This window comes from Saccharibacillus deserti, assembly GCF_013618475.1.
In the GTDB taxonomy this organism is placed as follows: Bacteria; Bacillota; Bacilli; order Paenibacillales; family Paenibacillaceae; genus Saccharibacillus; species Saccharibacillus deserti.
In genome coordinates this window covers 377,497-391,516 of record NZ_JABJVN010000004.1, presented here as the reverse complement: position 1 = coordinate 391,516, position 14,020 = coordinate 377,497, and the positions used below count along the sequence as shown (strand labels likewise).

11 protein-coding genes are annotated in these 14,020 nt (G+C 59.1%); 7 read left to right on the top strand and 4 right to left on the bottom strand.

Features of this window, described 5'->3' with window-relative positions:
- Positions 1 to 16: 16 nt before the first annotated feature.
- From HOP44_RS13540 to purD, 3 genes are all read left to right on the top strand, one after another.
- Complete coding sequence (locus HOP44_RS13540; protein WP_172254160.1) at positions 17 to 454, top strand: NUDIX domain-containing protein; 438 nt, start codon at positions 17 to 19, stop codon at positions 452 to 454.
- Complete coding sequence (gene purH / locus HOP44_RS13535; RefSeq protein WP_172254158.1) at positions 451 to 1,998, top strand: bifunctional phosphoribosylaminoimidazolecarboxamide formyltransferase/IMP cyclohydrolase; 1,548 nt, start codon at positions 451 to 453, stop codon at positions 1,996 to 1,998. The genes HOP44_RS13540 and purH overlap by 4 nt, the downstream gene beginning before the upstream one ends.
- 156 nt (positions 1,999 to 2,154) lie before the next feature.
- A complete protein-coding gene (gene purD, locus HOP44_RS13530; RefSeq protein ID WP_172254156.1) occupies positions 2,155 to 3,438 on the top strand; it encodes a phosphoribosylamine--glycine ligase in 1,284 nt (427 codons plus the stop codon).
- Positions 3,439 to 4,036: 598 nt separating this feature from the next.
- On the opposite strand, the gene HOP44_RS13525 is transcribed toward purD, so the two are convergent.
- Positions 4,037 to 4,936 (bottom strand): AraC family transcriptional regulator, encoded by a 900-nt coding sequence (locus HOP44_RS13525; protein ID WP_172254154.1) that lies wholly within the window; start codon positions 4,934 to 4,936, stop codon positions 4,037 to 4,039.
- Between the two features lie 199 nt (positions 4,937 to 5,135).
- Here HOP44_RS13525 and ilvA point away from each other — a divergent pair, with 199 nt between their 5' ends.
- From ilvA to HOP44_RS13510, 3 genes are all read left to right on the top strand, one after another.
- Entirely contained in the window at positions 5,136 to 6,425 is a 1,290-nt protein-coding gene (gene ilvA, locus HOP44_RS13520) for a threonine ammonia-lyase IlvA (protein WP_172254152.1), read from the top strand.
- A gap of 193 nt (positions 6,426 to 6,618) precedes the next feature.
- Positions 6,619 to 7,923, top strand: a complete 1,305-nt coding sequence (locus HOP44_RS13515; RefSeq protein ID WP_172254150.1) for a glycosyltransferase family 39 protein — start codon at positions 6,619 to 6,621, stop codon at positions 7,921 to 7,923.
- Between the two features lie 78 nt (positions 7,924 to 8,001).
- Entirely contained in the window at positions 8,002 to 9,039 is a 1,038-nt protein-coding gene (locus HOP44_RS13510) for a S66 family peptidase (protein ID WP_172254148.1), read from the top strand.
- Between the two features lie 137 nt (positions 9,040 to 9,176).
- Here HOP44_RS13510 and HOP44_RS13505 read toward each other — a convergent pair whose 3' ends face one another.
- From HOP44_RS13505 to HOP44_RS13495, 3 genes are all read right to left on the bottom strand, one after another.
- Positions 9,177 to 10,571 (bottom strand): ABC transporter substrate-binding protein, encoded by a 1,395-nt coding sequence (locus HOP44_RS13505; protein WP_172254146.1) that lies wholly within the window; start codon positions 10,569 to 10,571, stop codon positions 9,177 to 9,179.
- A 407-nt stretch (positions 10,572 to 10,978) separates the two neighbouring features.
- On the bottom strand, positions 10,979 to 11,803 hold the full coding sequence (locus HOP44_RS13500) for a carbohydrate ABC transporter permease (protein WP_425501870.1): 825 nt from the start codon (positions 11,801 to 11,803) through the stop codon (positions 10,979 to 10,981).
- On the bottom strand, positions 11,800 to 12,786 hold the full coding sequence (locus HOP44_RS13495) for a carbohydrate ABC transporter permease (RefSeq protein WP_172254144.1): 987 nt from the start codon (positions 12,784 to 12,786) through the stop codon (positions 11,800 to 11,802). The genes HOP44_RS13500 and HOP44_RS13495 overlap by 4 nt, the downstream gene beginning before the upstream one ends.
- A 254-nt stretch (positions 12,787 to 13,040) precedes the next feature.
- Here HOP44_RS13495 and HOP44_RS13490 point away from each other — a divergent pair, with 254 nt between their 5' ends.
- Positions 13,041 to 13,862, top strand: coding sequence for a glycerophosphodiester phosphodiesterase (locus HOP44_RS13490; protein ID WP_172254142.1), 822 nt, complete (start codon positions 13,041 to 13,043; stop codon positions 13,860 to 13,862).
- Positions 13,863 to 14,020 lie beyond the last annotated feature (158 nt).

Here is a 14,020-nt window from a genome sequence, read left to right as displayed (position 1 = left end):
AAAGAAGTGGACAAACATGCCGATCTTAGTCGGAACCGGAGCGGTCATTGTCAATGACGAAGGCCAAGTGCTGTTGGTCCTTCGCAAAAAAGACCCCGAGATGCAGAAATGGAGCATTCCCGGAGGGAAAGTCGATCCTTTCGAGACGCTGGAACGTACGGTGGTCCGCGAGGTCGAGGAAGAGACCGGGCTGATCGTCGAAGTGGAGCGTCTTCTGTGCACGGACGAGACGATCCGCTCCGAGCAGGGCCTTCATCTGCTGTCGCTGATCTACAAAGTCCGTTATGACGGCGGCGAACCGCGGAACCTGGAGCCGGACAAGCATGCGGGCGTTCGCTGGTTTGCGCTTGATGCGCTTCCGCCGACCGAAGAGATCGCGACTTTTTCCCGAAAAGCCCTGAGATTGATCGAAGTACATCCATCCCACACCCCCAAGGAGGACTTTTCATCGTGAGTATCAAAAGAGCGCTGGTCAGCGTATCGGACAAAACGGGTATCGTCGAATTCTGCCGCGAGCTGTCGCAGCTCGGCGTCGAGATCATCTCCACCGGAGGCACCAAAAACCTGCTGGCGCAGGAAGGCGTCCCGGTCATCGGCATTTCCGACGTGACGGGATTCCCCGAAATCATGGACGGCCGCGTCAAAACGCTGCATCCCGCCGTACATAGCGGACTGCTCGCCGTGCGGGACAACGAAGAGCATACGCGCCAGATGCAAGAACTCGGACTCGATTACATCGACCTCGTGGTCGTGAACCTGTATCCGTTCCAGGAGACGATCGCCAAGCCGGGCGTCGCTTACGAAGACGCGATCGAGAATATCGATATCGGCGGACCGACCATGCTGCGTTCCGCGGCCAAGAACCATGCTTTTGTCAGCGTGGTCGTGGACAGCTCGGATTACGGCAAAGTGATCGAGGAAGTTCGCGAAAGCAGCGACACGACGCTCAATACCCGCAAAAAGCTCGCCGCCAAAGTGTTCCGCCACACGGCTGCCTACGATGCGCTGATCGCCGATTACCTGGCCAAGCAGACGGGGGACCCGCTGCCGGAGCGCTATACGGTCACTTACGAGAAAATCCAGGACCTTCGCTACGGGGAAAATCCGCATCAGGCGGCCGCTTTCTACCGGGCGCCGCTGGCGCCGGCCGGCACGCTGACCACCGCCGAGCAGCTGCACGGCAAAGAGCTGTCCTACAACAATATCAACGACGCCAACGCGGCGCTCCAGATCGTCAAGGAGTTCAACGAGCCGGCCGTCGTGGCCGTCAAGCATATGAATCCCTGCGGCGTGGGCGTAGGCACGACGATCGCGGAAGCTTATAACAAAGCGTACAGCGCCGATCCGGTATCCATTTTCGGCGGTATCGTGGCGGCCAACCGCGTCATCGACGCGGAAACGGCGCAGCCGCTCAGCGAGATTTTCCTCGAGATCGTGCTGGCTCCGGACTTCACGCCGGAAGCGCTCGAGATTCTCACGAAGAAAAAGAATATCCGCCTGCTCAAAATGGGCGAACTGACTTCGGCGGAAGGCCGCGCCGCGGCGCACGTCGTGACGTCGATCGAAGGCGGCATGGTCGTGCAGGAAAGCGACGTGCATTCGCTCGGCGAAAGCGACCTCAAAGTCGTGACCAAGCGCCAACCGACGGAAGACGAGCTGAAGCAGCTGCTGTTCGGCTGGAAAGTCGTCAAGCACGTGAAATCGAACGCGATCGTGCTGGCGGCGGACGACATGACGGTCGGCGTGGGCGCGGGCCAGATGAACCGGGTCGGTTCGGCGAAGATCGCGCTGGAGCAGGCCGGTGACAAAGCGCAGGGCGCGATTCTCGCTTCCGACGCGTTCTTCCCGATGGGCGATACGGTGGAGCTTGCGGCCAAGCACGGCATCAAAGCGATCATTCAGCCGGGCGGCTCGATCAAGGACGAAGAATCGATCCGGGCGGCCGACGAAGCCGGCATCGCGATGATCTTCACGGGCGTGCGCCACTTCAAGCACTAGGATAGCGGTATCAGGCGAAACGGAGATCGACGCGCGGCGCGCCGGCGGAGCGGATTCTGCATCAGGCGGAACGTTCCCCGGGACGCCGCGCGTTTTTTACGGACAGATGATTGATTGGAAAAAGGAACACGCGCAAAAGCGAAAGGGGCGGTTGGAATGGATATTTTGGTGGTGGGAGGCGGCGGCCGCGAACATGCCATCTGCGCATCGCTGTCGCGGTCGCAGCGAGTCGGGAAGATCTACTGCGCGCCGGGCAATGCCGGCATCGCGCAGGTAGCGGAATGCGTCAATATCGGCGTGTTCGAGTTTGACGAGCTGACGACTTTTGCGCTGGAGAACAACATTGGCCTGGCCGTAATCGGCCCGGACGATCCGCTGGCCGGCGGCATCGTGGACGCGTTCGAAGCCAAAGGCATTCCGGTGTTCGGTCCCCGGGCCAACGCGGCGGAGATCGAAGGCAGCAAAGCCTTCATGAAAGACCTGCTCAAGAAATACAACATCCCGACGGCCGCGTACGAGACGTTCGACGATTATGACACGGCTTTGGCTTACCTGCGCGCACAGGGCGCGCCGATCGTGATCAAGACCGACGGTCTGGCCGCGGGCAAAGGCGTAACGGTCGCGCAGACGCTCGAAGAGGCGGAAAAAGCGCTGCACGACGCCATGGTCGGCGGCACCTTCGGCGCGGCGGGCAGTACGGTCGTCATCGAAGAATGCATGACGGGCGAAGAGATGTCGATCCTGGCGTTCGTGGACGGCGAAACGGTCCGCGCGATGCCGGCGGCGCAGGACCACAAGCCGGTCTTCGACGGCGACCTCGGCCCCAATACCGGCGGCATGGGCACGTATTCGCCGCTGCCGCATATCGACCCCGCGATCGTCGAACGCGCGATCGAAGAGATCGTCAAGCCGACCGCCCGCGCGATGGTCAGCGAAGGACGCCCTTTTACCGGCGTTCTGTTCGCCGGATTGATGATCGAAGCCGACGGCACGCCGCGCACGATCGAGTTCAACGCGCGCTTCGGCGACCCGGAGACCCAGGTCGTCCTGCCGCGCCTGGAGAGCGATCTGCTGGAGATCTTCCTCGCCGCCGTAAACGGCACGCTTGCGGACGCAGAGATCCGCTGGAGCGATGAAGCGGCGGTCTGCGTCGTGCTGGCTTCCGAAGGTTATCCGGCTTCGTATCCGAAAGGCCGGGTCATCACCGGCATCACGGAAGCCGAAGCCGGCGGCGATGCTTTCGTATTCCACGCCGGAACGGCGCGCAGCGATGCCGGCGAGCTCGTGACCGCCGGCGGCCGCGTACTCGGCGTCGTCGGCCGCGGAGCCGGTATCGCCGAAGCGCGCGGCGCGGCTTATGCGGCAGCGGAGCGGATCGCGTTCGACGGCGCGCATATGCGCCGCGATATCGCGGCGAAGGCGCTGACGCCGCGGGGGTAGGGCAGGCGAAGGCTTCGCTGCCTTTGCGCGGCAGCTTGCCCGCCTTGAACGGCAGCCTGCCCGCTTCGTCCGGCAGCGTAACGAATCGTAGACACCTTATTCGGCGGTTTTTTCGGACTGGCCCGATCTAACGAATCGTAGGAATGCTATCTCGCGATTTTGCACCTGTTTAAGCCGGAAATCGGCAAATAGCGTTTTAACGATTCGTTAGAGTCGCCAAACGAGCGAAATCGGCCGAATAGCGATACGAGGATTCGTTAGAACGCCGGGCCGGACAGCGGGCCGGTTCAGCCGTCCGGCTGCCGAAGTACAGCATGCGCTTCTCCTTTGCCTAGCTGCCGAAGCGCCGCAGACGCTCCGGCTTCAGCAGGCGGTCGGAACGGCCTTGGGCGAGGGGGCGCACGATGAACCGTGAACCGCCCTGAAACTCTACCCTTGCGGTACGCGTCGCAGCAGTCGGATTGCCTACAGCAAAGCCCGGACCTCTATAGGTCCGGGCTTCTGCTTTTATGCGCTCTGCTTGGGTTGCTCCGTGCCACTCCGTTTTGCTTAGGTTCGCTTAAGCGTATCTTCTCGGATTCCGCTCGCCGCCGAACGCCTACTCCGTCTGTTTTTCCACCGGCACGTACAGATCCATCTGCAAGTCCTTATCCCCGTTGCTGCGTTCGTCGTACAACTCGAAGTCGACGCCGCCTTTGGCGTAGATGTAGCCCGAGCTCGGGAACCATTCGTTGTAGACGTAAGTGGTCATGCCCTGAATGGCATCGCTGAAGGCGCCGTTCGCGCGGTCGGCGGCCGGCGAGGTGAACACGGCATAGGTGGAGGCGGGGATAACGGCTTTATGCAAATGTTCCGGAACGCCTTCAAAGTCGGCAACTTCGACGCCGATCACGTACAGGAAATGCTCCGGCTTGTCCGGCAGCATGATGCAGGCGCCGTATTCGGCTTCTTTGATAGGCTTCACCTGCTCATACAGCCGGCGGCCGCGGTCTTCTTCGATGTATGTGTTCCAGAAAGCGGGAATCTCGATAAAGTTTTCGCCGTTCATCTTGGTTTCCAGGGCATAACCTACCAGCTTGATTTCGGGTTTGGTTAAGATCGTCGGTCGCATCATCATTCCTCCGGTCATGTTATAGTCGGCCAGCTTCGCGAGGTCCACCCGCTCGGGAACGCGGCCGGTGGCATGGAGGCGATACTGTTCCGGGGTCAATCCGTACGTTTTGCGAAAAGCTTTGGTGAAGCCCGCATGCGTCTCGAATCCGTAATCGAGGGCAATCTCAAGCAGGGTGCGGCCGCTGGTCAGATCCGCCGCCGCGTAGGCAAGCCGGCGCCGGCGGACATAGTCCATGACCGGGAGGCCCATCCTTGACTGAAACACTTTATAAAAGTGATACAGCGAGAATCCGGCCAGCGCAGCCAGTTCTTCGGCCGTCAGCCGTTCTGTAAGATGATCTTCGATATGGTCCAGCGTACGCTGGAGACAGGCGGTATAGTCCATGTATGCGTTCCCTCCCGATCGGTAAGATTATCTTAGCAGAAGAAGAAAGCGAACGCTTGTCCGTTTTTGCGATTTTGGAAAAAGGACAAGAAGGGAAGGAAGCTTGAATTTTTTGCCCAATCGCGTTACCTTTAAATTTAATGGCTGGCAACGTCGGAATCTTAGACAGAGAAACAAAATCAGGAACGGGGACAAAAAGATGAAAAACGAACCTACTGTGGAAGTGGACGATCTGAAAAGCGCCGATCCGGTCACGATGGAAGATATCGTCCGTGCGCATCACCGGCTGCGCGAAGCGATCGTGCGTACGCCGCTGCATCGCGATGCGACCCTGTCGGCAAAATACGACTGCGATGTGTATCTCAAGCGGGAAGACCAGCAGGTGGTGCGGTCGTTCAAGATTCGCGGCTCCTACAACAAAATCCGCAGCCTCACGGAGGAAGAACGGGAACGCGGCATTGTCTGCGCAAGCGCGGGCAACCATGCTCAGGGCGTCGCTTTTTCCTGCCATGCGCTGGGGATTCACGGAAAGATCTATATGCCGAGTACGACTCCCAATCAGAAAGTCAAAATGGTGCGCAAGTTCGGCGGACAAAGCGTCGAGGTCATACTGACCGGAGATACGTTCGACGATGCTTATGAAGAAGCGATGAAAGTCTGCACCGCGCAGGGTTTGACGTTTATTCATCCGTTTGACGACCCGATGATTATCGCGGGCAACGGCACGGTCGGCATGGAGATCATGGAAAGTCTGGATCGGCCCGCGGACTACGTATTCGTTACGATCGGCGGCGGAGGCCTTGCGGCCGGCGTGGCGCAGTATATCAAAACCATGAGCCCGTCCACGCGCATGATCGGCGTGGAGCCGCTCGGCGCCGCTTCGATGAGCGAAGCGATGGCGCGCGGCCATGTCGTGACGCTCGATACGATCGACAAATTTATCGACGGCGCGGCTGTAAAACGGGTCGGACAGCAGACGTACGAAATCTGCAAAAAGATGCTCGACGAAGTGGTCAAAGTGCCGGAAGGCAAAGTCTGCACCACCATCCTCGATCTGTATAACGAAAATGCGATCGTCGCCGAACCGGCCGGAGCCATTCCGGTTGCGGCGCTCGATCTGTACCGGGATGAGATCAAAGGCAAAACGATCGTCTGCATCATCAGCGGAGGCAACAACGATATCGACCGGATGCAGGAGATCAAGGAACGTTCGCTTATTTTCGAAGGGCTGAAGCATTACTTCCTGATCAACTTCCCGCAGCGGGCCGGCGCACTGCGCGAGTTTCTGGAGAAAGCGCTCGGTCCGGACGACGATATCGCGCGCTTCGAATACACGAAGAAAAGCGACAAGGAAAACGGCCCGGCGCTCGTCGGGATCGAATTGACGTCCAAAGAAGACTACGAACCGCTGATCGCCCGGATGGACGAGCAGGGTATCAATTATACCGAACTTAACCGCGATCCGAGCCTGTTCAGTTTGCTGATCTGATCCGCTCCGGTCAAAGCCCCACGGATCGATTCGCCAACCGCAGAAGCAATCGCCAAAAGAAGAGCCTGTCCGAAGCCGGGGGTATGCCGGTTTGCGGATAGGTTTTTTTGGGCGGTTGGGGAACTTTTTGGAAGATCCGGGCGTTCATATAAGGAAGATTAAGGATCCGTTTTATGAAGGGAGAGAAAAGGTTTTGCATTTTTCCGTAAGAAAAAACGAAGAGATAACGCCTCGCGACCGCGTCTGGCTGATCTCGATCATGGCCTTCGTGCTCGCGATGTCCGTTTTCGTCGTGCTGGCGCACAACAATTATTTTTTGCTGGGGGATCTGAACAATCCGAATAACGACGATGTGAAATATGTCAAAAGCGCGGAGCTGCTTCTCGAAGGCGGACCGCTTGCCTATAACAGCGGCACGGAGCCGAGCGCGTTCATTATGCCGGGTATGCCGCTGCTGCTGGCCGCGTTTATCGGTCCGTTCGGCGAGCAGGGAGGCATCGTCGCGTTCCGATTGTTCCAGTGTCTGGAGCAGGCGGCGAGTATCTACATTTTGTTCCTGATCGCGCGCCGGGTGTTCGGCCGACGGGTGGCGCTCGTTTCCTGCGTCATCGCGGCGCTGTATCCGCCGGATTATTTTTCTTCGGGCGTCATTCTGACCGAATCCACATTCCGCCTGCTCTGCCTGCTGCTTGTGCTGGTCATGATGATCGCTGCCGAGAATCGCAAGCTGTCTGCGTACATAGGGGTTGGCGTGCTGACGGCCGCCGCCGCTTATTTCAAACCCCAGGCGTCTCTTTTTCCTGCCGTTCTGCTGTTTTTGTGGCTGAGAGAGCGGTATAGTCTAAAAGAGATCTTTAAATACACGGCGGTTGTACTGGGTACTTATCTGATTCTGCTGTGTCCGTGGTGGATTCGCAACTTCCTCACTTTCGGCCACTTTGTTCTGTTTACCGATTCGGCCGGAAGTCCGTTCCTGCTTGGAACCCGGATCAAGTACGGACTGCCGCCGGCCGGATTCTTCGACGCCTACCCGCAGTACGATCCCAAGACGATCTTCGCAGGATCGGACAGCGATGCGGTCGCTCGGGGACTCGACATTCTCCGCTACGGCTTCTCGCATCATTTCTGGACCTATCTGCATTGGTACACGCTCGGCAAGCTGGAAGGCTTGTATATCGAGTCCTACTACTGGCGTCCGATCTGGCCGATCGGGCGTCCGCTGATGGATATGCTGCAAAAAGTGCTCGTCTGCGTGACCCTGGTCGGATTGGTGTCGGCGCTGGTGCGGGAACGGTTCGGACGCCTGCTGCCGCTGCTGCTGACGTTCGCTTATTTTACCGCCATCTATATTCCGTTCGTGGCTTTTGGCCGCTACGGGTATCCGACGATCGTGTTCATGCTGCCGTTCACGGCGTATGCGCTGTGCAAAGTCTGGGATCTGATTCGTCATCGGCATACCGTCTCCGGCAGTGCGGACGAAGGCTATACGTTTAAATAAAGGGTAGGAACAAGAAACGCCAAAACAGGCCGGTCTCTCCAAAGAAAGCGAGAGCGGCTGTTTGAGAGGAGCCCGAATATGATCCGTTATCCATTTTTGCAAGAAGGCACGACGATTGGGGTAACCGCGCCTTCTTCCGGCGTCGAACCGGATATGCACCGTCTGTTGAAGCAGGCGATCCGCCGCATGGAAGAAGACGGATTCGCCGTATCGACCGGAGATACCGTCTGGACCCAGCACAAAGCCAAATCGGCGCCGGCCGGGCTGCGCGGGGAAGAGCTGAACCGGATGCTTCAGGACGACCGGATCGGGCTGGTGCTGCCGCCGTGGGGCGGGGAGCTGCTGGTCGAGGTGCTGGAGCATCTCGATTTCGAGCGGATCGGCGAGAAATGGATACTCGGTTACTCGGATATCAGCGTGCTGCTGCTCGCTGTTACGCTCAAAACAGGGCTCGCCACGGCGCACGGCAGCAACCTGCTCGATCTGCGGTCCGGAACTTTCGATGCGACGACCGCCAAGTGGCGGGAAGCGCTGACGACGCCGGCCGGCGGAGCGGTGGAGCAGCGTTCGTCCGAATACTACCAACTGGAGTGGAAGAATCGTCTGCCGGGAGAGGAAGAAACGGAAGGCGACCCCGTGTTCAATCTGACCGAGCCGACGGTCTGGAAAAGCGTCTCCGGCGGCGATGTCGGCTTCAACGGGCGCCTGCTCGTCGGCTGCATCGACGTGATCCGTCATCTGATCGGGACGCCGTACGGCGATGTGCGGGCTTTCCGCGACACCCATCTGCCGGGCGAACCGGTACTGTGGGTGCTTGAGAACTGCGAGCTGAATACGGCGGATCTCCGCCGTTCCCTGGTGCAGATGAAGCTGGCGGGATGGTTCGACAACTGTTCGGGCTTCCTGTTCGGACGCAGTCCGGCCAATACGCCTGTCGGCGGATATACCGCCGTGGACGTCTACCGGGATCTGGCCGACGAACTGGGCGTTCCGGTGCTGTACGATATCGACTGCGGCCATATGCCGCCGCAGCTGACGCTGATCAACGGCGCGCTGGCGCAGGTGGAGTTCTCCGAAGAGAAAGGAACGGCCCATCTGCTTCAGATGTTCAAATAAACCGGGATACGCAGCGTTTTGCCGTTCAATTTCTTATTCTCGGTCTACAGGTTCAAATCGAAAAAGCGCCTGTACCTGCGAACTTCGCAGGGTACAGGCGCTTTTTTTGAATCGGCCTTTCACGGTCTGTAGGGCGCTTACTGCGCAACCGTGCTGTTGTACTCCTGAATCTTCTGCGTGATCTCGGCCGAAGCGCGGTCGAGCGCGTCCTGCGGTTTCGCGGCGCCGGTGAGCGCTTCTTCGATCGCCGTTTCCGTCAGCTGGCGGGCTTCCGGGAAGACGCCCATGACGGCGCCCTGCGTAGCCGGAGTCAGTTCCGTGCCGTGCAGCTGATCGATCGCGGTCTGGAACTGCGGATATTTCTTCAGGTTTTCTTTGACCAGATCTTCGTTGTAGGCTTCCTTCGTGATCGGGAAGTAGCCGGTATTCACATGCCAGTAAGCCTGTGTCTTCGGCTCGGCCAGGAATTTGATGAACTTCCATGCCGCCTGCTGTTCTTCTTCCGGGCGGTCGTTCAGAATCCAGAGGCTTGCGCCGCCCACGACGACGCCGCCTTTGTCGGCGTCAGCTGCAGTTGGCTTCGGCAGCGGAGCCGTTCCGACTTCGAACTTGCCTTCGGCGGCCTGCACGATTCCGCGCAGGGAAGCGGTGCTGTCGAGCGTCATGGCGACCTGTCCGGCAGCGAATGCCTTCTTGGTGTCGTCCGTTTTGCGGCCGAGGTTGAGCATGGTGCCTTCGTCGACCATCTTTTTCCACCATTCGAGCGTGCTTACGGCAGCCGGAGCTCCGAGCTGAGCCTGGTCGGCCATTCCTGCACGGCCGTTGCTGTTGTTAAGCAGTTCCGCGCCCTGATTGGCGAGCAGCTGCTCCATGAACCAGCCGTAGATGGCGAACGATCCGCCGGTCATGCTGCCTTCGGTCAGCGTTTTGGCCGCTTTCTCGACTTCTTCGTACGTCGTCGGCGGGTTCTCGGGATCGAGTCCGGCTTTTTTGAAAGCGTCTTTGTTATAGTACAGAATCGGGTTGGAGGTGTTGAAAGGCATCGAGTACAGACGATCATCGAACGTGTAGTAGCCGAGAATGTTCTCTTCCAGATGCGACACGTCATAGCTTTCGCCATCGATAAACTGCTGCATCGGCGTGATTGCGCCGGAATCGATCATAAAACGGCTGCCGATCTCGTAGGTCTGGATCATGGTCGGTCCCGTGCCGGAACCCATAGCCGTTTTGAGCTTGTTCAGACTCTCGTCGTATGTACCCTGGAACACGGCTTCGACTTCCACTTCGTCCTGCGAGTCGTTGAACTGTTTGACCAGTTCGTCCACGACTCCGCCCAGTTCGCCGCTCATGGCATGCCACCAGACGACTTTGACCGGGCCCGCGCTTTCCGCCGGCTTGGCCGCACTTTCGGTCGGGGCCGCCGCTTCCGCCGCTCCGTTACCGGCAGCCGTCTGCCCTCCGCCTCCGCAGGCCGTCAGTACCACCATCAGCATGCACAGGCAGGCGAACATCCATTTTCGACTCGATTGCATCAAACTTCCCACTCCCTCTTCTGAATAGTCATGTGTATGGGTTGAAGCTCTGAAGCCGTAAAAAAGGACCCGGAGGAAGGCGGAACCGCAGAGCTTTCCGCGTGTCCTTCCGGGTTATGCCGGAGATCCGGTGCGTCTCGCACAAGGTAGGGGGATGCCGCTACGCGTGCCGGATTCCACGAGAACCGCGCTTCGCATGGGGCGGAGCGCAGACCGTTTCGATACAACTGCGGCGTCAAGCCGCGTGCCGCAGACAAACCTGAAGATGGAAGCCATGCCCCGCAGGAGATGACCCGGCGGGGGACGGGCCGGAAGCCGGACGGATTCTCGCCGTCTCCGCCGGCGCTGCGAACGTACGGTTCACAGCGTCGGCGGAGACGGCGAAGCTTAGGCGCCGACCGGACTGTTCAGCCTTTGAGCGCACCGGCGGTCAGACCGCCGACCAGCCGGCCAAGGCCCAGCGCCAGCATCACGAGCGAAGGCAGGAGGACCAGCACCAGTCCGGCCATAACCAGATTCCAGGCCGTCATTTCCGAGAACTGCAGCATGCTCACGCCGATCTGGACGGTACGCATATTCTCGCTGCTGGTCACAAGCAGCGGCCACAGATACATGTTCCAATGGTTCAGGAACGAGTAGACGCCGAGCGTCGCGAGTCCCGGCATGGACAGCGGGATCGCCAGCCGCAGGAAGATCCGGATGTGACCGCAGCCGTCGATCCGCGCGGCTTCCATCAATTCCTTCGGCAGTTGAAGGAAGAACTGGCGCATGAGGAACACGCCGAACGCCGTCGCCAGGAACGGGATGGTCAATCCGGCGTAGCTGTCGAGCCAGCCCCAGCTGCGGATCGTCAGGTAGTTCGGAATGATCGCCACTTCCCAGGGAATCATCATCGTGGACAGGAACAGCGCGAAGATGATTCTTTTGCCGGGAAAACGCAGGAACGCGAACGCGTAAGCCGCCATGCACGACGTGATCAGGCAGCCGATCGTGATCGCGCTGCTGACGACGAAGCTGTTCATAATGAAGCGGAGGATCGGAATGGTATTCAGCACCTGCGCGAAATTGTCCAGATGAAGTCCGCTCGGCCACAGCTTCGGCGGATAGGCGGCCGATTCCGCTTCGGTCATCAGCGCGTTCGAGACGGTAATCCAGAACGGAAACAGAATGGACAGCGCTGCGACCGTCGACAAGACATAAGCCAGAATGCGCGGCAGGGAGATCGGTTTCACTGATAATGCACCTTCCTTTCGGCGAACACGAACTGGAGCACCGTAATGAGCAGCACGATTGCGAATAGGACGAGCGCCTGCGCGCTGCCGACGCCGAACCGGAAGTTCACGAAAGCGTCCTCGTACAGTTTGAATACCAGCACGTTCGTGCTGTTCACCGGGCCGCCTTTGGTCAGGATATTGATCTGTCCGAAGGCCTGGAACGCGCCGATCACCGAAGTGACGGAAGCGAAGAACAGCGTCGGCGATACGAGCGGAAGCGTCAGACGCCAGAAGGTTCGCACCGGACCGGAACCGTCGATCTTGGCGCTCTCATAGATTTCTTCCGGAACCCCCTGCATACCGCCGAGCAGCAGAATGAACAGGAAACCGACGTTCATCCATACCGTCATCAGCGAGATCGACAGCAGCGCCATATTCGGATCGGTCAGCCACTGCACGGGAGTCAGGCCGATTTTGCCAAGGAAATAATTCAGCGTGCCGAGCGTCGGATGGAACAGGACCATCCACATGATCGAGCCCGTGCCGACGGACACGGCGATCGGAAGCGCGAAGACGAAACGGAATATTTTCATGCCCCGGATCTTGGCCCGGCATACCGCGGCGAATACAAGCGCGAAAGCCAGACTGGCCGGAACCGTGAACAAGATGAATTTGAGCGTTACGATCAGGCTGTTCGGGAATCCCGGCGAGTTGAACAGGTTGCGGAAATTCGCGAGGCCCACGAAGTTGGCCACCTGTCCGCGCGGATTCGTCGAATGCAGACTCAGATACACCGATTGAATCAATGGGTAAAAAAGGAAAAGGCCGAACAGCAGCAGTGCCGGAGCGATAAAAGCGGCTGCCAGCGCGCCTTCGCGGAACCTGGCAAGAGCGGACGTTCTCGACGCACCTCCGGCGGCAGAACGCGGAAGCGGCGTATCCGGATTGTGCGATTCTTTCTTTTTGAGCGGTACGGGGGCGGATTTCTCCAACTTTTCCATGCGTGAGCCGTGCCTCCTCTTCTGTACGTCCTGCCTGCAGATCCTGCCTGATTGCGGCGGCCTATCCGACAGGCCTTATGCAACAAGCGTAACAGGGCATTGTTAAATAAAATCCCCCTGCTTTGTAAAACCTCCATTTTACGGTAAACTTTCAGGTTTAACATGGCATTTACGCAAAGAAGGTATACTGGATCAGACCGATCGGGACCAATCAGGAACGGCCGAGGAGCCGGACCGGAGAAGAGGCGATAACGATGAACGAGACCAACAAGGCAGGGCATTCCACGATCCGCACGCAGGAACGCAGGGCGGGGGGCAGACCGGGAGCTCCGGTCATTTTTGCGCACCGGGGCGCTTCGGGTACGCGTCCGGAAAATACGATGGCGGCGTTCCGCCGGGCCGTGGAGCTCGGAGCGACGGGAATCGAGACCGATGTGCAGCTCAGCGCGGACAGGCAGCCGGTGCTGATCCATGACGAGACGCTGTCCCGCACGGCCGGAGCTTCCGGTTGGGTCGGCGACAAGACTTACGGGGAACTGCGCAGCCTGGATGCCGGAAGCTGGTACCATCCCGAGTTTATGGGCGAGCGCATTCCGCATCTGGACGAACTGCTGGAGCTGGCGCGGAGCACGGGGATCATCGTCAATATCGAATTCAAGAATACCGTGTGCGCCTATGAAGGCCTGGAACAAATCGCGATCGAAGCCGTGCGCCGGCACGGGTTGGAGGGACAGACGATCTTCTCGAGCTTCAACCATTATTCGCTGGCCCTCTGCAAAAAGCTGGCGCCGGAGATCCGGACGGGCGTGCTCTATATGGAAGGACTTTACCGGCCCTGGGAATATGCGAAGTCGCTCGGCGCGGATGCGCTGCATGCTTACGAACCGGCCGTAAGGGCGGATTGGGTACGCGAAGCGCTGGAGGCGGGAGCGGATTATCATCCGTTTACCGTCAACGACGAATCCCGGCTGCGCGAGCTGATCGCGATGGGAGCGGCCGGCTTGATCACCGACCATCCGGACCGGGCGGCGAGGCTGTTGGCCGAATATCGGGCGAATCCCGAAACCTTTCGCTGAAAAAACTTTTTTTCGAAGCGAAAAGTAAAATCCGTGTAAAAAAACAGGACGGCGCGCATTGCGCCGTTCTGTTTGGTTTGCTAAGGTTAAGGCTAATGAAAACATAAAGAAACCGGTTTGCAATCACGGCCCGACCGGATACCGGGCGCCGGGGATAA